23 protein-coding genes are annotated in these 20,326 nt (G+C 40.8%); 20 read left to right on the forward strand and 3 right to left on the reverse strand.

Going from position 1 to position 20,326, the window contains the following annotated elements; genetic code table 11:
• Window positions 1–74: 74 nt before the first annotated feature.
• The 10 genes from BW986_RS04680 to lysA all read left to right on the forward strand — a co-directional run bounded on the left by BW986_RS04680 (window position 75) and on the right by lysA (window position 9,409).
• On the forward strand, window positions 75–1,241 hold the full coding sequence (locus tag BW986_RS04680) for a D-alanyl-D-alanine carboxypeptidase family protein (RefSeq protein WP_076365533.1): 1,167 nt from the start codon (window positions 75–77) through the stop codon (window positions 1,239–1,241).
• 131 nt (window positions 1,242–1,372) lie between these two features.
• Window positions 1,373–1,723 carry an anti-sigma F factor antagonist gene (gene spoIIAA / locus BW986_RS04685; RefSeq protein WP_076365535.1) on the forward strand — a complete coding sequence of 117 codons (351 nt, stop codon included), beginning with the start codon at window positions 1,373–1,375 and terminating at the stop codon, window positions 1,721–1,723.
• 1 nt (window position 1,724) lies between these two features.
• Complete coding sequence (gene spoIIAB, locus BW986_RS04690) at window positions 1,725–2,165, forward strand: anti-sigma F factor (RefSeq protein ID WP_034308139.1); 441 nt, start codon at window positions 1,725–1,727, stop codon at window positions 2,163–2,165.
• A gap of 13 nt (window positions 2,166–2,178) precedes the next feature.
• Entirely contained in the window at window positions 2,179–2,946 is a 768-nt protein-coding gene (gene sigF, locus BW986_RS04695; RefSeq protein ID WP_076365537.1) for an RNA polymerase sporulation sigma factor SigF, read from the forward strand.
• Between the two features lie 283 nt (window positions 2,947–3,229).
• A complete protein-coding gene (locus BW986_RS04700) occupies window positions 3,230–4,525 on the forward strand; it encodes an NCS2 family permease (RefSeq protein ID WP_076365539.1) in 1,296 nt (431 codons plus the stop codon).
• A 155-nt stretch (window positions 4,526–4,680) separates the two neighbouring features.
• The gene (locus tag BW986_RS04705) at window positions 4,681–5,301 is read left to right on the forward strand and encodes a stage V sporulation protein AA (protein ID WP_142244544.1); all 621 of its coding nucleotides are present in this window, start codon (window positions 4,681–4,683) and stop codon (window positions 5,299–5,301) included.
• Window positions 5,291–5,713 (forward strand): stage V sporulation protein AB, encoded by a 423-nt coding sequence (locus BW986_RS04710; RefSeq protein ID WP_076365544.1) that lies wholly within the window; start codon window positions 5,291–5,293, stop codon window positions 5,711–5,713. The genes BW986_RS04705 and BW986_RS04710 overlap by 11 nt, the downstream gene beginning before the upstream one ends.
• Window positions 5,714–5,756: 43 nt before the next feature.
• Window positions 5,757–6,338: a stage V sporulation protein SpoVABEA gene (gene spoVAEA, locus BW986_RS04715; protein WP_076365546.1), complete on the forward strand. Its 582-nt coding sequence runs from the start codon at window positions 5,757–5,759 to the stop codon at window positions 6,336–6,338.
• Between the two features lie 4 nt (window positions 6,339–6,342).
• Window positions 6,343–7,809: a spore germination protein gene (locus BW986_RS04720; RefSeq protein WP_397221697.1), complete on the forward strand. Its 1,467-nt coding sequence runs from the start codon at window positions 6,343–6,345 to the stop codon at window positions 7,807–7,809.
• Window positions 7,810–8,080: 271 nt separating this feature from the next.
• A complete protein-coding gene (lysA, locus tag BW986_RS04725) occupies window positions 8,081–9,409 on the forward strand; it encodes a diaminopimelate decarboxylase (RefSeq protein WP_076365550.1) in 1,329 nt (442 codons plus the stop codon).
• 39 nt (window positions 9,410–9,448) lie between these two features.
• Here lysA and BW986_RS04730 read toward each other — a convergent pair whose 3' ends face one another.
• Window positions 9,449–10,318, reverse strand: coding sequence for a DUF1002 domain-containing protein (locus BW986_RS04730; protein WP_260320734.1), 870 nt, complete (start codon window positions 10,316–10,318; stop codon window positions 9,449–9,451).
• A 580-nt stretch (window positions 10,319–10,898) separates the two neighbouring features.
• Here BW986_RS04730 and BW986_RS04735 point away from each other — a divergent pair.
• Window positions 10,899–11,243, forward strand: coding sequence for a GNAT family N-acetyltransferase (locus BW986_RS04735; RefSeq protein ID WP_076365552.1), 345 nt, complete (start codon window positions 10,899–10,901; stop codon window positions 11,241–11,243).
• A 28-nt stretch (window positions 11,244–11,271) separates the two neighbouring features.
• Here the strand turns inward: BW986_RS04735 and BW986_RS04740 are convergent, their stop codons facing one another.
• Complete coding sequence (locus BW986_RS04740) at window positions 11,272–11,808, reverse strand: DUF309 domain-containing protein (RefSeq protein ID WP_076365554.1); 537 nt, start codon at window positions 11,806–11,808, stop codon at window positions 11,272–11,274.
• Window positions 11,809–11,973: 165 nt separating this feature from the next.
• The gene (locus BW986_RS04745) at window positions 11,974–12,066 is read right to left on the reverse strand and encodes a YjcZ family sporulation protein (RefSeq protein ID WP_076365556.1); all 93 of its coding nucleotides are present in this window, start codon (window positions 12,064–12,066) and stop codon (window positions 11,974–11,976) included.
• A gap of 215 nt (window positions 12,067–12,281) precedes the next feature.
• Between BW986_RS04745 and BW986_RS04750 the strand changes: the two genes are divergently transcribed.
• The 9 genes from BW986_RS04750 (at window position 12,282) to BW986_RS04790 (ending at window position 20,322) form a co-directional block, all read left to right on the forward strand.
• Window positions 12,282–13,049: a segregation/condensation protein A gene (locus BW986_RS04750; RefSeq protein WP_076365558.1), complete on the forward strand. Its 768-nt coding sequence runs from the start codon at window positions 12,282–12,284 to the stop codon at window positions 13,047–13,049.
• On the forward strand, window positions 13,036–13,617 hold the full coding sequence (scpB, locus tag BW986_RS04755; RefSeq protein ID WP_076365560.1) for an SMC-Scp complex subunit ScpB: 582 nt from the start codon (window positions 13,036–13,038) through the stop codon (window positions 13,615–13,617). The genes BW986_RS04750 and scpB overlap by 14 nt, the downstream gene beginning before the upstream one ends.
• Before the next feature lie 55 nt (window positions 13,618–13,672).
• Entirely contained in the window at window positions 13,673–14,089 is a 417-nt protein-coding gene (locus BW986_RS04760; RefSeq protein ID WP_076365562.1) for a hypothetical protein, read from the forward strand.
• Window positions 14,090–14,111: 22 nt separating this feature from the next.
• Complete coding sequence (locus BW986_RS04765; RefSeq protein WP_076365564.1) at window positions 14,112–14,600, forward strand: YpuI family protein; 489 nt, start codon at window positions 14,112–14,114, stop codon at window positions 14,598–14,600.
• 120 nt (window positions 14,601–14,720) lie between these two features.
• Window positions 14,721–15,596: a superoxide dismutase gene (locus BW986_RS04770; protein WP_076365566.1), complete on the forward strand. Its 876-nt coding sequence runs from the start codon at window positions 14,721–14,723 to the stop codon at window positions 15,594–15,596.
• 443 nt (window positions 15,597–16,039) lie between these two features.
• The gene (gene ahpC, locus BW986_RS04775; protein WP_063233159.1) at window positions 16,040–16,603 is read left to right on the forward strand and encodes an alkyl hydroperoxide reductase subunit C; all 564 of its coding nucleotides are present in this window, start codon (window positions 16,040–16,042) and stop codon (window positions 16,601–16,603) included.
• Window positions 16,604–16,781: 178 nt separating this feature from the next.
• Window positions 16,782–18,428, forward strand: a complete 1,647-nt coding sequence (locus BW986_RS04780) for an FAD-dependent oxidoreductase (RefSeq protein ID WP_076365568.1) — start codon at window positions 16,782–16,784, stop codon at window positions 18,426–18,428.
• Window positions 18,429–18,575: 147 nt separating this feature from the next.
• On the forward strand, window positions 18,576–19,736 hold the full coding sequence (locus BW986_RS04785) for a D-alanyl-D-alanine carboxypeptidase family protein (protein ID WP_076365570.1): 1,161 nt from the start codon (window positions 18,576–18,578) through the stop codon (window positions 19,734–19,736).
• Entirely contained in the window at window positions 19,729–20,322 is a 594-nt protein-coding gene (locus tag BW986_RS04790; RefSeq protein WP_076365572.1) for a nucleoside recognition domain-containing protein, read from the forward strand. Before BW986_RS04785 ends, BW986_RS04790 begins: the two co-directional genes overlap by 8 nt.
• Window positions 20,323–20,326: the final 4 nt, after the last annotated feature.

The following is a 20,326-nucleotide window of genomic DNA, read 5'->3' on the forward strand; positions in this document are numbered from 1 at the left end:
AAAATTCATCTTTATTTGTATAAAAATGGGTTTAATGGAAAAAATAAAATCTATAAAGATTGGAGGGTATGGAGATGAAGCGGATTCTTTCTCTATTTTTAACCGTTTTGGTAGCATTGGGTTTTAGCATCCCGCATACAAAAGCAGCTGAAGAAAAAGGGGTCGAATTGGCGGCAAATGCTAAATCCGCTATTTTGATTGAACGGGATACAGGTACTGTTCTCTATGATAAAAATGCAGACGTTCGCCTTTCACCGGCAAGCATGACGAAAATCATGACGATGCTGCTGATCATGGAAGCGATCGATAAAGGCGAACTTAGCATGAAGGAGAAAATCAGGACTAGTGAGTATGCAGCATCGATGGGCGGTTCCCAGATCTTTCTCGAGCCAGGTGAAGAAATGACCACAGAACAAATGCTCAAGGGCATCTCGATTGGTTCGGCGAATGATGCATCGGTGGCGATGGCTGAACGTCTAGCTGGATCGGAAGAAGAGTTTGTTAGGAAAATGAACAAAAAGGCGAAAGATCTCGGGTTGAAAAATACAAAGTTCCAAAACGCAACAGGCCTTCCTGTTAAAGATCATTACAGTTCGGCACATGATATGTCGATCATGGCAAAGGAATTATTGAAATACGATACGATTACAAGGTTCACGGGTACATATGAAGATTATCTCCGTGAAAATACCGAAAAGAAATTCTGGCTTGTCAACACGAACAGATTAGTGAAATTTTACCCTGGGGTCGATGGATTGAAGACAGGATTCACAAATGAAGCGAAGTATTGTTTGACAGCTACTGCTAAAAAAGGGAATATGCGTGTCATTGCCGTCGTTTTCGGAGCCGTTTCTCCAAAAGAACGAAACGCTCAGGTAACCAAGATGTTAGATTATGCATTTTCACAATACATCACATACCCGATTTATAAACGCGGCGAGGTGTTAGGTGAAGCCAAGGTAAGTAAAGGACACAAAAAATCCGTGGTGGGAGTCACAAGTGAACCTATTTCAGTTTTGACAGCCAAAAACGGAACGGCAAAGGACTTTACAAAAAAAATCACGCTTGATAAAGATTTGGATGCCCCGATTAAAAAAGGGGATGAAATTGGTACGCTTGAATTGAAGAAAAACGGTAAGGTGTATGTCGAATCTCCGATCGTTGCGAAGGAAACTGTTGAAAATGCCAGCTGGTGGCAATTGTATAAAAGGGCTTTCGGCATGTTTACCCAGGCAAAATAGAATAAATTGTCGCATTGCCTGTTAATCGTACTAATTTAGGCGAAACTCCACTAGTTTTGCTAGTAAGGAGGAATCGGCAGGTGAAAAAGAGAATTTGACTCTTTATAAGACAGTGAAGGAGGCTGTATATAATGAGTCTTACGATTAATATGGAGGCGAAAAACAGCGTATTGTGCATTCGTCTCAAAGGTGATTTGGATCATCATACAGCAGAAAAGCTGAAAAACCAGGCAGAGGCAGCCATTCAAAAGCATAATATCAAACATATCATCCTTAACATGGAAGAATTGGATTTTATGGACAGTTCGGGGCTCGGAGTTATTTTAGGGCGCTATAAGCAGGTAAACAAAAAACAAGGTGAAATGGTGGTCTGTGCAATTTCTCCAGCAGTAAAGCGGTTATTTGAGATGTCAGGGTTGTTTAAAATTGTTAAAATGGAACTATCCGAAAAAAACGCTTTGCAAAGACTGGGGGTTGCCTAAAATGAAAAATAAAATGGAAACGAAATTTTCTGCACTTAGCCAAAATGAATCTTTTGCCAGGGTAACTGTTGCGGCTTTCATTGCCCAATTGGACCCGACGATGGATGAATTGACAGAGATCAAGACTGTCGTGTCAGAAGCCGTTACGAATTCGATTATCCATGGTTATGAAAGTGACCCGGAAGGTTGGGTCTACATTTCAGTGGTCATCGAAGGCGATACTGTGGAATTGACCATCCGGGATGAAGGACTGGGCATTGAAGACGTCGAGGAGGCTAAACAGCCGTTATTTACGACAAAACCCGAACTTGAACGTTCCGGTATGGGATTCACCATCATGGAAAACTTCATGGATGAAATCAATATAATTTCCCACAAGGGCGAAGGCACGATCATTCGATTAAAAAAGCACTTAACTACAAGCAGAGCTTTGTGCAATTAAGGGAGACTTGCATATGGATGTGGAGGTTAAAAACGAGAAGAGCAAGAAAGGCCAGCCCCATTTAAAAGATGAGGAATTGCGGAATTTAATCCAACGCAGCCAGAGCGGTGACCAAGATGCGAGGAACCTGATTGTCAACAGCAATCTGAGGCTTGTATGGTCAGTGGTGCAAAGATTCCTCAACCGAGGTTACGAACCGGATGACCTTTATCAAATAGGCTGTATTGGCCTGTTGAAGTCCGTGGATAAATTTGATTTATCGTTTGAAGTGAAATTCTCAACGTATGCGGTGCCTATGATCATTGGTGAAATCCAACGTTTTATCCGTGATGACGGGACGGTTAAAGTAAGCCGGTCATTAAAGGAAATGGCGAATAAAATTCGCAGGGCCAAAGAGGAACTTTCAAAAACGTATGGCCGTGTTCCGACTGTCAATGAATTAGCGGAACATCTAGAGTTGTCGCCAGAGGAAATCATCATGGCCCAAGAAGCTAGCAGGAGCCCTTCATCCATCCATGAAACGGTTTACGAAAATGATGGAGATCCGATTACTCTTCTTGACCAGATTGCCGACCATAATGAAACATCCTGGTTCGATCAAATCGCTTTGAAAGAAGCCATACAAGAATTGAATGAACGTGAAAGGCTGATTGTTTTCCTGAGGTATTATAAAGATCAGACGCAATCGGAAGTGGCGGCAAGGCTTGGTATTTCCCAAGTCCAAGTGTCAAGGCTGGAAAAGAAGATTCTTCAACAAATGAAAAACCACATGAATCAGTGATTCATGTGGTTTTTTTATTGAGCTGAAAATAAATCTTGATTTTAGGAAAAAGTAAAAGTGATTCCTTATCAGGTAGCGCGAAAATATGATTGGGGTCGAATTTTTAGTTGAATTTAAGAATAAAAACGAATATTATAGTAAAGGTCGCGCTTCTCATTCGTTTTTTATCTTTCTTTCAATGAATAACGATCAGGAAAAACGTCGATGCAGTACAATTTTAGGACACCTTGTCTTTTCGTGCAAACGGTTGTCGGTGTTTCCTTTAGATCTGGAGGTCTAAAATATGTTTTTGGAAAAATTTTTCTCCCTGAAAGAAAATGGGACGGATGTCCGTACAGAAGTCATGGCGGGTGTTACGACATTTTTAACTATGGTTTATATCCTTATTGTGAATCCGGCTTTATTGTCTTCAATCGGAATTCCATTTGAACAAGTTTTCATGGCAACGGTCATATCAGCGGTGATTGGTACCCTTATCATGGGGCTTGTTGCAAAATACCCGATTGCGATAGCACCAGGAATGGGTTTGAATGCTTATTTTGCCAGCGTAGTTGGGGCACAGGGCCTTTCATACCAGACCGTATTCGGTACGGTTTTCATTGCTGGTTTGCTATTTCTATTAATTAGCGTGACAAGCTTGCGTAAAATGATAATTGATGCGATTCCTAACTCATTAAAATATGGCATCACATCCGGAATTGGTTTATTCATTGCGTTTATCGGATTGAAAAATGCCGGAATCGTAGTACCTAATGAATCAACGATGGTTACGCTTGGAGATTTGCACCAGCCTGGAACCGTTTTAGCGTTAGCAGGGTTATTCATTACCTTGATTTTTATGGCCCGTAATATTAAAGGGGCAATTTTCATTGGTATGATCATTACGGCAATCATTGGCTACTTTATCGATTTGCTCAACTTTGATGGGGTCTTATCTGTGCCTCCAACACCGGTATTTTTCGATATCGATATTGCTGGGGTCTTCACGAATTCATTATATTCAATTGTTTTCGCCTTTTTACTTGTGACGATTTTTGATACGACAGGAACCTTGATTGGCGTGACGGAACAGGCTGGATTAACGAAGGATGGGAAAATCCCTCGTGCCAAGAAAGCCTTTTTAGGTGATGCGATCGCGACGACAGTCGGCTCGATGTTTGGTACAAGTCCTTCGACGGCCTATGTTGAATCGAGCACGGGAGTTGCCGCAGGCGGACGTACGGGATTAACCGCTACTGTCGTGGCAATCTTGTTTGCTGCATCGATTTTCTTTTCTCCATTGATATCGGCAATTTCTTCCGTTCAAGCAATCACAGCTCCCGTTTTGATCATTGTAGGATGTTTCATGATGGAAGGGCTGGCTAAAGTAAATTGGAAAATTTTCGATGAGGCATTTCCGGCATTTGCGATCATTTTAACGATGCCGCTTACTTCAAGTATATCTACAGGGATTGCAATCGGGTTCATTACATTTCCGCTTATGAAGGTATTCAGTGGAAAAGGAAAATCGGTACATCCCCTCATTTATATTTTTGGATTAATATTTTTGATTCAGCTGATTTTCTTCCCCACTCATTAATGTATATCTGTTATCAAAAAGACATGCTGTCATTGCAGCGTGTCTTTTTTTTGTTTTCAAATTAGTAATATTTGGACATGGTTCACTTCCTGCATTTTCAAACTGTTTCCAAACCATACTACTAGCATAAGGAAATAAAAGGTCGGGATGTGATGATAGTGGCAGTTGTATATATCAGGATGAGGAACCGTGTACAAGTAAAGGGAAATCAAACGGTGAGGATAAAAGATATTTCAAGGATAATCGGACCTGAAGAAGTGATTCCCATTATTGAAGAAATTATATTATTAACGGTCAAGAAGGAAGATAAGAATATTATTGTCGTTGATTTGGCTCAAGTAATCGTGGCCATCCGCAAGATGGATTCGACTATTGAACTGGAGACATTCGGGCCCTCCCAAACGATCATCGAAATCATCCTCTCGAAAAAGAAAATGTCATACCTGACATTCGCCTTAGTTTGGTTTTTGTTATTTGTCGGCGGCGGGATGACGATCATGAATTTTCATGTGGATGTCAGCATGGGGGAAGTGCATCAAAAAATCTTCACTATAATCACGGGAAAAGTGGATGATAAGCCGTTATTGATCCAAATCCCATATAGCTTCGGCCTTGGTATGGGCATGATTCTATTTTTTAATCACTTTTTTAAAAAACGCTTCAATGAGGAACCTAGTCCGCTCGAGGTTGAAATGTTCAACTATCAGCAGGATTTGGACAGTTATGTAATCATGAATGAAAATAAGGAGAATGTGCGACACCTTGATGACCGGTAAAATTATCTTTGGAATCTTTGTCGGTTTAGCCGGGGGTTTTGCGACAGGTGCCGGTTTTGTAGCGTTTTTAACTGTACTTGGGGTGATTCCGAGACTGACTCAGCTAACAAAAACAATGAAGATGATTCATTACTACGAAGGAGCCATCATTGCCGGCGTTGTCGCAGGAACATGGTTAGGATTACAGGAAACGGAACTTTCCCTCCCATATTTTTTATTAATTCCGATCGGTTTGGCTGACGGGATATTTAATGGAATGCTTGCTGCTGCCCTAACTGAAGTCCTGAATGTGTTTCCGGTTCTGTCAAAGCGAATCGGAATTCAAGAGAAAATCATTTATCTGTTAATGGCACTTGTATTGGGGAAAATAGCCGGATCATTATTCCAATGGATGTATTTAGTGGATTTATAAGTTTATGAGGTAACTATTCCTGATGATGAAAGGTAGGCCCAAGATGGTGACCAAACGAAAAGTGATATTGATTACGGATGGAGATGAGTATGCGAAACGGGCTGTCGAGCATGTAGCCAAGGAAATAGGGGGAAGGTGTATCTCGATGTCCCAAGGTAATCCATCACGATATACGGGCTTGGAACTAGTGGAATTAATAAAAAAGGCGAAGTATGATCCTGTATTGGTCATGTTTGATGATAGCGGCTTTATCGGTGAAGGATCAGGCGAACAGGCAATGAAGGTAGTTGCCAGTCACCCTGATATTCATGTCCTTGGTGTGATAGCGGTCGCTTCAAAGACTAGAAGGGAAGAATGGACCAAGGTGGATATCTGTATTGACCGTGATGGTAACCTGACACCGAACGGGGTTGATAAATACGGCGCCGAAGAATTTGAACTCGGCAAGATAACTGGAGATACGGTGTATTGCATCGATCAATTACATGTTCCTATAGTAGTGGGGATAGGGGATATCGGAAAAATGTCCCATCAGGACGATTTTAAAAGAGGAGCACCGATAACGAAGCTAGCGGTGGAAATCATATTGGAAAGGAGTGGTCATGATGACTTCAGAAAAACCTGAAAACATGAAACCGATTCCGGATAGGGTAGCGGAAGTTGACGCATACATGGAAAAGAATGTAGGTCTGGGCGTCAGCTTCGACTTAGGTGTAAGAAGGATTAAGGTCCTAAGAAAAGATGTGCATCTATACTATATAAACGGGCTGACGGATACAGAGTACATCATTGATATCCTTGATTCTCTTATCCATAACAAAAATGCGGAAATCTTGACTACTAAAGTTTTTGATGCAGTCAAAGAGTTGCTTGTACACCAATCCGTTGAGGAAATAAAGACGATGGATGAGCTTGTTGATCAGGTATTATCCGGTTTAATAGTCGTTGTTGTTGATGGTAAACCAATAGGATTGGTTGTGGATGTCAGGAGTTATCCCGGGAGACAGCCAGTAGAACCCGATACGGAAAAAGTCGTCCGTGGATCAAGGGACGGTTTTGTCGAGAATATCATCATTAACACAGCGATAACCAGACGAAGAATCCGGGATGAAAGATTACGTTTCGAAATGTTGCATGTAGGGGAACGATCGAAATCGGATATATCCATCGGCTACATTAAAGATATTGCCGATCCGGATTTAATAGAAATCGTTCGTAAGGAATTGAATAGTATTGAAGTTGATGGCATAACGATGTCTGATAAAACGATCGAAGAGTTCATCGTCAAGCAAAAATATAACCCATACCCGCTTGTCAGATATACGGAACGGGCAGATGTGGCGGCAACGCATTTACTTGAGGGGCATGTCCTTATTTATGTGGATACGTCACCGAGTGTCATCATTACCCCGTCCACCCTTTTTCATCACATGCAGCACGCTGAGGAGTATCGGCAGGCACCTGCCGTTGGGACCTTGGTACGCTGGGTCCGGTTTCTCGGGATTTTCGTTTCGTTATTCTTGCTGCCGATTTGGTTATTGTTTTGTTTAGAGCCTTCCCTCCTGCCGGAGAAGTTCGAGTATATCGGGCCGAATGATAAAACGCATATACCCATTGTGATCCAAATCTTCATTTCCGATATTGGGATAGAATTTCTAAGGATGGCAGCCGTTCATACCCCGACCCCGCTTTCTACGGCAATGGGCTTGGTTGCGGCAGTTTTGATAGGACAGATAGCGATAGATGTTGGTCTATTTGTTCCTGAGGTGGTTCTCTACGCTTCCGTAGCGACAATCGGTACATTTGTCACTCCAAGTTTAGAATTAGGAGTTGCAAATAAAATTTCCCGTTTAGTCCTGCTAGTATTGGTCGCTTTATTTAAAGTGCCTGGCCTAGTCATAGGCATCACACTCTACATTATTATGCTTACTAGTATAAAAACGTTAAATACGCCTTATTTATGGCCGCTTCTCCCGTTTCAGCCAAAGGCCCTGTCACATATAATATTAAGAAGACCTTATCCTGGTACTATAGAACGTCCGAGTATTGTACATCCCCAGGATCTATATAGGCAGCCGAGAAAATCTAAAGGTTGATGTTGTCGAAAAGTTGTGGTAATTTAATTTTATTCGGATAAAGAGGTATTGTTAGGCTTCACAAAGAGATAGAGCTACTATGACTCTTTGGAGTTTAAACCAATCTGTCTTTCCCTTCGAACTACCAAGCAGTCATAGAGAACAATATTTACAGATATCGATTCGGATGAGGCTTGTTCATATAGAGGACCTTTTACAGCAGGGTTTCTTTATTTGAGGCTGCCTCATTTCTTATTAATCTTTAGTTTTAAGTCAGGAAGGTGAGGCTATCATGCATTTGTACGGAACCGGTGGTGTAAATGAACGTGGACATCTGGTGATTGGCGGAGTGGACACGATCGAATTGATCGAGCAATTTGGAACACCATTATATGTTTATGATGTAGAGCTAATTCGCGAACGGGCAAGAGGGTTCAAGAGAACTTTTGAGGAATTGGGGATTTCAGCTCAAGTTGCTTACGCAAGTAAGGCCTTTTCTTCGATTGCCATGATCCAGTTGGCAGAGCAAGAAGGACTTTCTCTCGATGTTGTCTCAGCAGGGGAATTATATACGGCAATTAAGGCAAATTTCCCAACGGAACGGATTCACTTCCATGGAAATAACAAAAGTGAAGAAGAGCTACATATGGCTTTGGATCATAACATTGGCTGTATAGTAGTCGATAATTTTTCAGAGTTGACATTATTGGAAGAAATTTGTACAAACCGTGAACAAAAGGTGAAAATCCTTCTTCGTGTAACACCAGGTATCGAAGCCCATACGCATGATTATATTTTGACAGGGCAAGAAGATTCGAAATTTGGTTTTGATCTTATTAATGGGCAGGCCGAAGCTGCCCTTCGGCAAGCGCTGCAAAGTGAATTCCTCGAAGTGCTGGGTCTTCACTGTCATATCGGTTCCCAGATCTTTCAAACGACCGGTTTCCTTCTTGCAGCCCAAAAAATTATCGGCAAGCTGAATGATTGGCACGGCTCGGTAGGGTTTCAACCAAAGGTATTGAATCTCGGAGGTGGGTTCGGGATTCGGTATACACAAGAGGACGACCCGCTACCGGCGTCTCAATATGTTGAGGAAATCGTTAGGGAAGTGCAGAACCTGATTGCTGATTCTGATTTAGTGATGCCTGAAATCTGGATCGAACCTGGCCGTTCATTAGTCGGAGATGCCGGTGTGACACTGTACAAGGTCGGTTCTGAAAAGGAAGTTCCTAATGTCCGTAAATATATTGCCGTTGATGGGGGCATGAGTGATAATATACGTCCCGCACTTTACGAAGCGAAATATGATGCCATTCTAGCAAACCGGCCACTTGACCCTGTAGAAGAGACAGTGTCCATTGCCGGGAAATGCTGTGAAAGCGGAGATATGTTGATTTGGGATTTACCATTGCCAAAAGCCGGCCGCGGTGATGTCTTGGCGGTATTTTGTACTGGGGCATATGGATATTCCATGTCGAATAATTACAATCGGATTCCAAGACCGGCTGTCGTCTTTGCCGAAAATGGAGAAGCCCGGTTGGTCATCAAACGTGAGACGTACGAAGATCTTATCCATTTGGATTTGGCTCTTCATGAAGCGGCAGTCGTCACTAAAGAATAGAAAAAAGGATGGCATTGGCCATCCTTTTTTTTATTTGATTCAGCTGAAAAGTGACTTGATTGCGTCTATTAAACTACTGAAGACTTCTTTCAATTTATCCAGAAATGATTGACCCTCTTCGGATTCAAGAAAATTGGAAAGTTTATCTTTAGCTGCAGTAAGCTGATCACCGACAGCGTTCCAATCAATATCCAATTCTTTTAGCTTATTGAATAAATCAATTAAACTTTGAACTTGGGCATCATTTAAGGTGATTCCAAGGTCTTTTGCTGAAGACTCGACAACCTCGCGGACCTCTTCAGTATTGGCTGGTGGATTTGCAGCCATTTCCTCTTTGATTTTCGTAACCAATGCTGAGGCTTCTTCTGTACCGATTTCATCACCCAATTTTGCTGTTTTCACCATTTCTTCATTCGCTGCCTGTTTCACATCCTCAGGAATCTTCTTGTCGGCAGAGATTTCATAAGCCTTAATGACTCCTGTCAAAGCCGCTGTACCGGAAACGGGTATAGGTGCTGTGACATAAACGGTAGCATCTTTTACTCCAGCAGTTGCCAGTGCATTGATATACATTTCATCGGTAACCCAGTTGATGTTTTTCGACTCCAGTTTAAGTCCTGTACCTTTTTCCTCCAAAGTGATGGCAGAAGATGAAATCGCTTTTGTACCGATCAGACGGCTAGCGATATAGTCTCCTAAGTATTCATGTTCCTCCGCATTTGTAACCGTTAGAACCTCAACATCGTTTGGTGCTTTCATTTCAGATAAAATCATATTTTTTTGTTCATTTGTCAAATTCTCACCAAGTGTGACGATCATTTCACCAACAGCTGCATCTGCAAAAGCTTTATATGGCAATAATAGACATAATAAAATGGTCACAATGACCCATTTATTCATTTTTTTCATGATAATCCTCCTTAACTTTTCCTGCTGATTTGGGAATCTTTCAATAAAAGGGCGGCACTTTAAATCAGATTCATAGTATTTGACGAAACAAAGGATAAAAAAGATACATATTTTCCTGAAAAAAATTTATATAGCCCAAGGCAGCTACGTTCTTTTAACGTAGAAGTTGGTTGTATCTTGTCTTTTATACCTAAGAGGGCACTCTATGAACCTAGATCACTTTACCAATGTAGTAAAATCGAAGCAAGATTGCAAGGATATTTGTCAGATTGTGTTAAGTTATAGTAGAATGAATTCGTTATTTAAATATTTGGACCATTCATAAAGGGAGTATGGGATGAGGAAAAGTAATAAGACTCTTTTACTTATGATGCTTATTATCGCTTTGATGTGGGGAATCGTATATTGGCTGTTTATCGCTTAGCACATAGCACATCGATAAATCAAGTGCTGAAAGTGATGTTGAAACGAACGAAGTTTTTATGTATGATGTAAATGTTATATGTGAGGATTATTATTCAAAGCAAATTAATTGGAAACAGGAAGATAATAAAAACGTTATTTAGTAACGAGGGATATTATGTTGATTAAGTATAAGAAAAGTTATGAGAAGTTTGCCATGGGATTATTATCTTTCATGCCAAATGAAAAAGAGATAAAAACGCTTCGGAATACGATGAAAAATTATGAAACGGATGAAAATCTACAGCTGTTCTTATGGAAAGATGAAGAGATTACGGGCTTGATTGGGATAGAAGTCTCTCCAAACCACATTGAGATACAACATATATCCGTAAATCCATCCTTCCGGAAGCAAGGTATCGGTAAAACGATGGTCAGGGCCATCAAGGAGCAATATCCTGACAAAGAGTTAAAAGCAAATGAGTTTACGGAAAGCTTTCTTGACAGGTGTGAAGATTTTTGAATATGAAAGCTTGAATGGAGGACCACCTTTAAGGGCGGTCCTCCATTCTTGTTTTTCGAAGAGATAGCTGCCGAGCCCTTTCTGAAATGACATCCGAACGGTCACGCATTAGATGCTTATCAACTATTGATGAATTAGCCAAGTCGCTAGCTGTACCCCATATGTAGCCTTCATGCAAACAGATGGACTGGCATTTTTCGATCAAGCTTTGATCGGCTATCGGCAGATTAATGCTTTTATATGGCTTTTGTGATAACATTCGCTCATGGGTGTCCTCGAGCAATTTGAACAGTCGTTCTGTATCGAGTCCCAACTTTAGGAGCTCAGCCTTTTTAAGGCGGAGATTTGCCAGGGCTTTAGACAGGGTCCTTTCAGCCCCTTTTTTATTTCCCCTGCGATCATGATACAGGGCAACCGCAATTTGAATGAGCCCGACCCAATGAGAGTCACGGTCTTTTGGTGCGGTTTCCTTCCAATATTCTTCAAGTATTTCATGACATTCGAAGTAATCCCTTGGACCATGGAAATGGACAAGGAAAGAAAGGTAGTCTTCCGCGTAATTCAATAGGAGCACCCCTTTTGTTTGATGGAATCATCTAAAGTAGGCAAAAAGCCATTTCTTATAGCTTAACACCCGCTATGTATACTCACTAAGTTTAGCATAGAATTTTTTCTTGGAAAATAAAGAAAGCCGATTGCAAGGCAATCAGCTTGATTCAACAATCTTCATTTAACACCAAGAAGCACCGACGATAACTAATAAAATGAACAATACTACAATAAACGCGAATCCGCCGCCGCTTCCAAAACCACCTGAACCCATAATGAGTACCTCCTTTGTTCTGCTATTCTTACATTTCTAGGTTATGTTGGATTTCGGAATGTGATTGGGCAACGACCCATTTGACGGTAATCCCAAATAAAAACTTTTCTAAGGTCAGTAAATTATTATTTGGATAAAGGGCGGCAATCCACTATACTTGATTAGTAAAAGAAATAGGTCTATATCGGCCAATTAGATTTAAATGAGGTAATTTAATGGGTTATAATATAAAAATTGACGCTTTCGAAGGACCGATGGATTTACTTCTGCACTTGATTAATCGCCTGGAAATAGACATCTACGATATTCCGATGGCTGATATTACAGATCAATACCTAAGTTACATCCATACGATGCAGCATCTTGAATTGGATGTCGCCAGCGAATATTTGGTGATGGCTGCAACGCTGCTTGCCATCAAGAGTAAAACGTTGCTTCCAAAGCATGAAGATGAACTAATGATGGATGAAGATGGCGAAATATTTGAGGAAGATCCACGGGATGAGCTTGTGGAAAAACTATTAGAATATAAAAAGTATAAAAATGCAGCCCAAGAATTTAAAGGGATGGAAGAAGAAAGAAGCTTGATTTTCACCAAACCCCCAAGTGATTTATCAGTTTATGTAAAAGAAGCGCAAAATGATAAGCAAGAGTTGAATATAAGTCTATACGATATGTTGGGGGCTCTTCAAAAACTGCTGCGAAGGCAAAAAATTCAAAAGCCGCTTTACACGAAGGTAACGAAACAAGAGATATCGATAGAGAAAAGAATGGATGAAATCATGATTGAGCTACAATCGATTAAAGGAAAGAAAAGTTTTTTTGAACTGTTCTCGATCCCGGTTAAAGAGCATATCGTCATCACGTTTATGGCGGTGCTGGAACTGATGAAATTAAATGAAGTCATCGTTGAACAGGAAGATAATTTTTCGGATATCATGATTGCTGCTAAGGAAGGTGTAGAACCAGTTGGAAGTTATTAATTGGAAAGGGATTCTTGAGGCATTATTGTTTGCTGCCGGAGATGAAGGGCTATCCGTCAAACAAATTGCCTCTGTCCTGGAAATTACGGAATATCAAGCAACGGACATCGTTGAAAGTTTAAAGGAAGAATATATATCGGATGTACGCGGGATTCAGGTGATCGAAATAGCGGGTGTTTATCAAATGACGACAAAGAAAGAGCACTCGGATTACTTGAAAAGGCTGGTGGAAACATCAAGCACTCAAGGATTGTCCCAGGCGGCTTTGGAAACACTCGCAATCATTGCCTATAAGCAGCCGATTACAAGAGCTGAAATTGATGAAATACGCGGAGTGAAAACGGAACGCCCCATTCATACACTTGTCACAAAAGTCTTAATAAAAGAGGTCGGACGTGCTGAAGGCTCGGGCCGGGCTTATTTATATGGGACAACAAAAGAGTTTTTGGATTACTTCGGCCTGAATTCCATCGATGAATTACCGCCTCTCGCAGATAACTCGGATGATAGCTTTGAAAATGGTGAAGCCGATCTGTTTTTTGAAAAATTTCAGCAAACAATCGAATAACATTTTTCAATAAATTGTGATAATATAGAAAAAAATGAATACGGGGGGATGGCAGGTGCGAATTGTAGCATGCAATGGATTTGGGCTTGAAAAGGAAAAGTCAAATTCACCTGAAGACTTCTTTAATCGATCCGTTATACAATACATAAAGGATGGAGAAGAAAAGACACTGAATGTACTGTATCTTCGTTATTTTGATGAGATGGTCACCCGTTGGACCCCATATCCTGCCAATCCTATATTCAAAAGCCCTAACAGAGATATTTATATGGCCGATATCATTGCAATGGTCTGTCTACTCAAAGACCCAGGCCTGGTTAACCGAAAACGTATTTATATAAATGCAGAAAAAGAGATGGCTGGTTATTTCGAAAATATAGATTTTGAAAAATTGGAGAAAGTGTTTATATCTATTGACCAAGCTAAACCATATGATATAGAGTCACATGTTGACTATTATATTCAATCTTAATCATTTTGAGGAGGGTTCACGGTTGGGGAATACATTGGTAAAATCTCAGCTTGAGGATGTAAAAGGATTTTTAGAAACGACAGTGGCTCAACTAGAGGAATTTCTAAATGAGACGACCTATTCTAAGCTGCAAGAGGAAAAAAGCGGGGATGAAACCTATTATAAAGGAATCCTTTCTAGTTTAAGAAGAATGCTTGTAAGTTGTGAAGAGGGCTTGGAGGCTTGCCAAATCGTTCTGAAAAATGATGTTTTCAATAAAGCTGCAGCTGAAAAGACGCTTTATAGAGTTTATCATCAATGTATCGAAGAATACTTTTCCCCAAAATCTGATCGGTGGTTTGAGGACAGCAGATCTGCCTATACAGGAAAAAACTCGATTAAATTTCACCAAAGTGTACCCGACAGCATAATATCCATTCTGAAGGCCGTGGAAAGTGGATTCCAGACCATGCGTGAAGAATTGGAGTTTTATGAAACGGATTACCGGACGAAAATGTTACAGTCAAGATAATGAAACAGCTAGGCTTAAGAAGCCTAGCTGTTTTTTTAGCTATAAATGGAATCTCCGCTTAATCAAAACATAAAATACTTTGATGATTTATGTGCATAAAGGTTAAGGGGAGGTTGCAAGATGTCTGATGAAAGAGATTATGCTAAAGAGGTAAGTGATTGGGTTGATGGGGTGATGGAATATCTTGAGAAGATCGATATCACCGATTCGCCATTGCTGTCAAATATTGAACGGCTTTCCCAGTTGACAAAAGATATGGACGAGGAAGAAATGGATTATGAGGATATGGTCCTGATTGAAGAAGAGATGGCTCGGGTCTACGAGGAAATTGAAGAACTCGCTAGAGCATTCAGTATACAGGATAGGCAATCAGTGCCAATTGGGAATCATACGCTACCGCCGTTACCTTATGCCTATGATGCGTTGGAACCGACGATTTCAAGGGAAATCATGTATCTGCATCATGATAAGCATCATCAAGCATATGTCGATGGTCTGAATAAAGCGGAATTAATGATGAAAAAAGCGAGGGAAACGAAAGATTTTTCCCTGTTGAAACATTGGGAAAAGGAAGCGGCCTTTCATGGGTCAGGCCATTATCTCCATACACTGTTCTGGGAAGAGATGATTCCGGGAGGGGGCGGACAGCCAAGGGGGGATTTACTCAAACAGATTGAGACGGATTTTGGAAGCTTTGCAGCTTTTAAAAGCCATTTTAGTGAAGCTGCCAAACAAGTAGAAGGTGTTGGCTGGGCGATTTTAGTCTGGGTTCCGCGTGCGCGGCGCCTAGAAATACTTCAATCGGAATTGCATATGGTTTTGACCCAGTGGGATACGATCCCAATCCTTGTTCTTGATGTATGGGAGCATGCTTATTACCTGCAATATAAAAATAATCGGGCAGCCTATGTGGACAAATGGTGGGACATTGTAAACTGGCCGAAAACAGCTGTAAGGTTCACCGAAGCGAAAAAGCTTATTTGGAAAAAGCAATAACTGATAAAATATAGGATAGTCTTTAGAGAACCAATTACAAATATACGGGCCGTGAGGGTTCGTTTTTTTTTGCCTAAATTTTGTACCAAGAATTTTTTAGGGAAAATATGGGAAGTATATGAAGGGGGAGCTGCAAATTTTATTTGGAAGCGACTTATGATTCTCATTTGGATATTATAATTAGATTGAAAAGGAGAGGATATCATCTTACGGAATAATGAGCATATGTCTTATTTAAATCCTTGAAATAACATTGGAAATGTGTTAAATATGCTACTTTGAAGTACTATGGGTTTTTAAAAATAATTAATTTATATCAATATAAAATCTGTGACCAATTTGTGAACTTAAAAATTATTAAGGTATATTTATTGACTAGTTTCTATTTAATAATTATTATAAACAGGAGCAGATAAAAAAAATAGCTATTGGAGGAATTTATTATGTCATTGATCAATAAACAAGTTGAAGATTTTAAAGTACAAGCTTACCATGCAGGAGAATTCAAAGAAGTTACACTTGAAGATGTTAAAGGAAAATGGGCAGTATTCTTTTTCTACCCAGCTGACTTCTCTTTCGTATGTCCAACTGAATTAGCTGATCTTCAAGATAACTATGAAACATTCAAGGAAATTGGTTGTGAAGTTTACTCAGTTTCAACAGATACTCATTTCAGCCACAAAGGATGGGCTGATGCAACTGATACAATCGGTAAAATCCAATATCCAATGTTAGCTGACCCAGCAAACGTTTTATCCCGTCAATTCGGTGTATTGATTGAAGAAGATGGATTGGCTCTACGTGGAACTTTCATCGTAAATCCGGAAGGACAAATTAAAGCATACGAAATTAATGACCTAGGAATTGGCCGTAATGCTGAAGAACTTGTAAGAAAAGTTCAAGCTGCACAATTCGTAGCGGAACATGGAGATAAAGTTTGCCCTGCAAAATGGACTCCAGGTGAAGCCACTCTTGAACCAAGCCTAGACCTTGTAGGTAAACTTTAATTTTTAATGGGATGGTCCATTACTGCAAGTAATGGACATACCCAGCATTGATTACGATTACTGGGACAACTCGTCCTACAAGATCTTACGACAAAAGGCACTTACCTAAAATAAGTGCCTTTTGTTTTTCAAAATAATCAGTTTAGCACGTATTATCATTCAGCAAGGAGCACAAAAGATGAAAAAAATATATGATTTATTAATTATTGGTGGCGGACCGGCAGGCCTCTCAGCGGGCGTTTATGCAGGAAGAGCTAAGTTAAAAACAATAATTCTTGAAAAAGGAACAGGCGGCGGACAAGCTGCAACTACATCGGAAATAGCCAATTATCCTGGTATCCGTCATATATCGGGCCCTAGGTTAGTTGAAGAAATGAAGCTACAAAACGAAGATTTTGGTGTGGAATTCGCCAAAGCTGATGTAACTGGCGTGGATTTCTCCGGTGAGGTGAAAGTCGTTAAAACCCTTGGCGGGGACTACCATGCCCGCGCCGTCATCATTGCAACGGGTGCTTCTCCAAGAACACTAGGATTTCCAGGTGAAGAGGAATTTACTGGCCGCGGTGTAGCATATTGTTCAACATGTGATGGTGAATTCTTTGAAGGGTTGGAAGTTTTCGTTATCGGGGCAGGATATGCAGCCGCTGAAGAAGCTATATTCCTGACACGCTTTGCTACAAAAGTTACAATCATCGCCCGGGAATCAAGCTTCTCGTGTGCCCCGTCCATTGTGGATAAAGTGATGGCAAATGATAAGATTGAAGTGAAATTCAATACGGAGATCCTTGGGGTATATGGAGACGGGATGATTCAAAGTGCCCGTTTCATCAATAATGCGACTAAAGAAGAATTTGAATATAAGGCGAAGGAAGAAGACAGTACGTTTGGAGTTTTCGTTTTCATAGGATATGAGCCGAAAACGGAAATTTTCAAGGGCCATATCGAAATGGATCATGCTGGTTACATTTTAACCGATGATGATATGAAGACAAATGTGAAAGGTATCTACGCAGCGGGCGACCTAAGGCCAAAATCCTTGCGTCAGATCATCACAGCTGTATCTGATGGAGCGATTGCAGCAACGGATGCCGGTAAATATATTGAAGAAGAAAAAGATCGCCTAGGAATCAAGGATGAACCTGAAGTTGAAAAACCGGCGAAAAAAGAACAGGCCGCTGTCCCGGCAGGCAAGAGCGCTTTATTAAGTGATGCGTTACGCGGTCAATTGAAGGGAATCTTCGGCAAGATGGAGAGCGAAGTAACATTGGTGTCCATCGTCGATGAAAGTTTGCCAAAATCAGTCGAATTGCGAGACTTCTTGTTGGATGTTGCGGAATTAGGAGACAAGCTGCATCTTGAATTATACAACAAGGGGGAAAGTCCGGAAATTGAAGAAAAAATCAATGCAGATAAATTCCCTGTCGTTTCCCTCTTAAATTCGAATGGTGAATACAGTGGCGTCAAGTACCACGGTGTACCAGGCGGCCATGAGTTGAATTCCTTCATTTTGGCTATCTATAACCTGGCCGGACCTGGTCAAGCATTGGATTCGGTCGTATTGAATTCAATTAAGGGAATCAGTAAAAAAGCGAACATTAAGGTTATGGTTTCATTGGCATGTCACTACTGTCCAGACGTTGTAGTGGGTGCACAGCGCATTGCGATTGAAAACCCTAACGTTGAAGCTGAAATGGTCGATATAAACAATTTCCAGGAAATCAAGAAGAAATATAAAGTCATGAGCGTGCCGGCCATGATCATCAATGACGAAGAAGTGGTATTCGGAGCTAAGAAAATTGATGAAATCGCTGCATTATTAGTATGATAGAACACTAAATCGATAGGGGGCCCCTATCGATTTTTTTATGTTGAAAATCAATAGATATCATGAAGGTTTACATTCTTTTATTCATAACCCTTGTCCATTTGCATAAACTTGTACAAAAACAACTAAAGAGACGAGGGGGCACTCATGCGTTTTCCATATAAAGGGTTATCAAGTTTGTGTATCGTCATTCTCCTGTTGTCTTTTATGGCACCCGTACAAAGCGTCAGTGCAAATGTATCTGTAAGTGCCCATAGTGCGATTTTAATGGATGAGGATAGCGGTAGGGTCATATATGAAGTGAATGCTCATGAAAAGAACCGCATAGCAAGCATTACGAAAATAATGACGGCTATCTTGGCTATTGAATCGGGACTAATGGATGAAACAGTGAAGGTGAGCAGCAATGCCTTCGGGACGGAGGGCTCGTCACTATATTTAAAAGAAGGAGAAAGAATTAAGCTCGAAGATTTGGTTTACGGCTTGATGCTTCGTTCAGGTAATGATGCAGCAGTCGCAATCAGCGAAAAGGTTGGTGGAAGCCTGGATGGGTTCGTGTGGATGATGAATCAAAAGGCGGAAGAAATCGGGATGAAAAATACCCATTTTTCTAATCCACATGGTTTGGATAATACGAAGAACCATTATTCAACCGCATATGATATGGCCATACTCACTCGTTATGCCATGCAAAATGAAACATATGTTAAGATTGCCGGCACTAAGGAACACAGGGCACCTAATTCCACAGAACAATGGGATTATGTATGGAAGAACAAAAACCGCCTACTTACACAATTGTACGAATATTGCACAGGGGGGAAAACAGGGTATACCAAACTAGCAAAACGTACCTTGGTCACGACCGCAACAAAAAACGGGCATGACCTGATCGCTGTGACATTGAATGGTCCGGATGATTGGAATGATCATATTCAAATGTACGAATCTGCATTTAAGGATTATACGCCAACAGAAATTTTACCTGAAGGCATGGTAAAGAATATGGAAAATAAAACATATAAAGGGCATGTCTACATTAAAAATGATTTTTCGTACCCGCTGACAAAAGAAGAGAGAAAGTTGGTCAATGTGAAAATGAAGTTGTTGAAGCCACAGAGGGCTTGGAAGGATAAAAGGAAAATCCCGGCAGTGGTCGGCAGGGCATCCATCTATCTCGATGGAAAGAAAATAGGAAGTCGTTCGATTTTTTATGGGGAATCAAAAGAAAGCTTCAAGCAACAATCATTCCAATCTTCATGGGCTGAGGTATTTGAAGCGGTATTGGGAATCGGACGCAATGGTTAATTACATTTGGGTCGGGATGTTTGTGATCGGTATTGTCTTTGGCATGATTAATGGGACGATGGATCAGGTGAATGAAGCTCTATTTGTCAGCGCAAAGGAAGCGGTCACCCTTTGCCTGGGACTGATGAGCATACTTGTCTTTTGGCTGGGTTTGATGAAAATAGCGGAGGAATCGGGACTGTTAGATAAACTATCCAATTTGTTCAAGCCGTTCATGAGGTGGCTATTCCCTGAAGTGCCTCCTAATCATCCAGCAATGGGATATATACTTTCCAATATGATGGCAAACACATTCGGATTGGGGAATGCAGCTACGCCTCTTGGTATTAAAGCCATGGAACAGCTAAAGAAACTAAATGGGGGAAAAGCAACGGTCAGCCGCTCGATGGTCACTTTTTTAGCCATCAATACCTCAAGCGTAACGTTGATTCCAACTACTGTCATTGCTATCCGCATGAATTACGATGCCCACTCCCCTACGGACATCGTTTTTCCGACCATAATAGCAACGGCCATTTCTGCAGTTGGAGGAATCGCGATAGATCGGTATTTTTATTACAAGAGAAAGAGGAGCGGGAGGGAATAGGATG

This window comes from Peribacillus simplex, assembly GCF_900156045.1.
Lineage (GTDB): Bacteria > Bacillota > Bacilli > Bacillales > DSM-1321 > Peribacillus > Peribacillus simplex_D.

Coding starts and splice junctions, on each gene's coding strand:
- sigF (WP_076365537.1), top strand. CDS start 2,179: ATGGATGTGGAGGTTAAAAACGAGAAGAGCAAGAAAGGCCAGCCCCAT.
- BW986_RS04780 (WP_076365568.1), top strand. CDS start 16,782: ATGAAAAAAATATATGATTTATTAATTATTGGTGGCGGACCGGCAGGC.
- BW986_RS04735 (WP_076365552.1), top strand. CDS start 10,899: ATGTTGATTAAGTATAAGAAAAGTTATGAGAAGTTTGCCATGGGATTA.
- spoIIAB (WP_034308139.1), top strand. CDS start 1,725: ATGAAAAATAAAATGGAAACGAAATTTTCTGCACTTAGCCAAAATGAA.
- BW986_RS04700 (WP_076365539.1), top strand. CDS start 3,230: ATGTTTTTGGAAAAATTTTTCTCCCTGAAAGAAAATGGGACGGATGTC.
- spoVAEA (WP_076365546.1), top strand. CDS start 5,757: ATGGTGACCAAACGAAAAGTGATATTGATTACGGATGGAGATGAGTAT.
- BW986_RS04785 (WP_076365570.1), top strand. CDS start 18,576: ATGCGTTTTCCATATAAAGGGTTATCAAGTTTGTGTATCGTCATTCTC.
- BW986_RS04790 (WP_076365572.1), top strand. CDS start 19,729: ATGGTTAATTACATTTGGGTCGGGATGTTTGTGATCGGTATTGTCTTT.
- BW986_RS04750 (WP_076365558.1), top strand. CDS start 12,282: ATGGGTTATAATATAAAAATTGACGCTTTCGAAGGACCGATGGATTTA.
- lysA (WP_076365550.1), top strand. CDS start 8,081: ATGCATTTGTACGGAACCGGTGGTGTAAATGAACGTGGACATCTGGTG.
- BW986_RS04770 (WP_076365566.1), top strand. CDS start 14,721: ATGTCTGATGAAAGAGATTATGCTAAAGAGGTAAGTGATTGGGTTGAT.
- BW986_RS04745 (WP_076365556.1), bottom strand. CDS start 12,066: ATGGGTTCAGGTGGTTTTGGAAGCGGCGGCGGATTCGCGTTTATTGTA.
- spoIIAA (WP_076365535.1), top strand. CDS start 1,373: ATGAGTCTTACGATTAATATGGAGGCGAAAAACAGCGTATTGTGCATT.
- BW986_RS04730 (WP_260320734.1), bottom strand. CDS start 10,318: ATGAAAAAAATGAATAAATGGGTCATTGTGACCATTTTATTATGTCTA.
- ahpC (WP_063233159.1), top strand. CDS start 16,040: ATGTCATTGATCAATAAACAAGTTGAAGATTTTAAAGTACAAGCTTAC.
- BW986_RS04720 (WP_397221697.1), top strand. CDS start 6,343: ATGAAACCGATTCCGGATAGGGTAGCGGAAGTTGACGCATACATGGAA.
- BW986_RS04710 (WP_076365544.1), top strand. CDS start 5,291: ATGACCGGTAAAATTATCTTTGGAATCTTTGTCGGTTTAGCCGGGGGT.
- BW986_RS04680 (WP_076365533.1), top strand. CDS start 75: ATGAAGCGGATTCTTTCTCTATTTTTAACCGTTTTGGTAGCATTGGGT.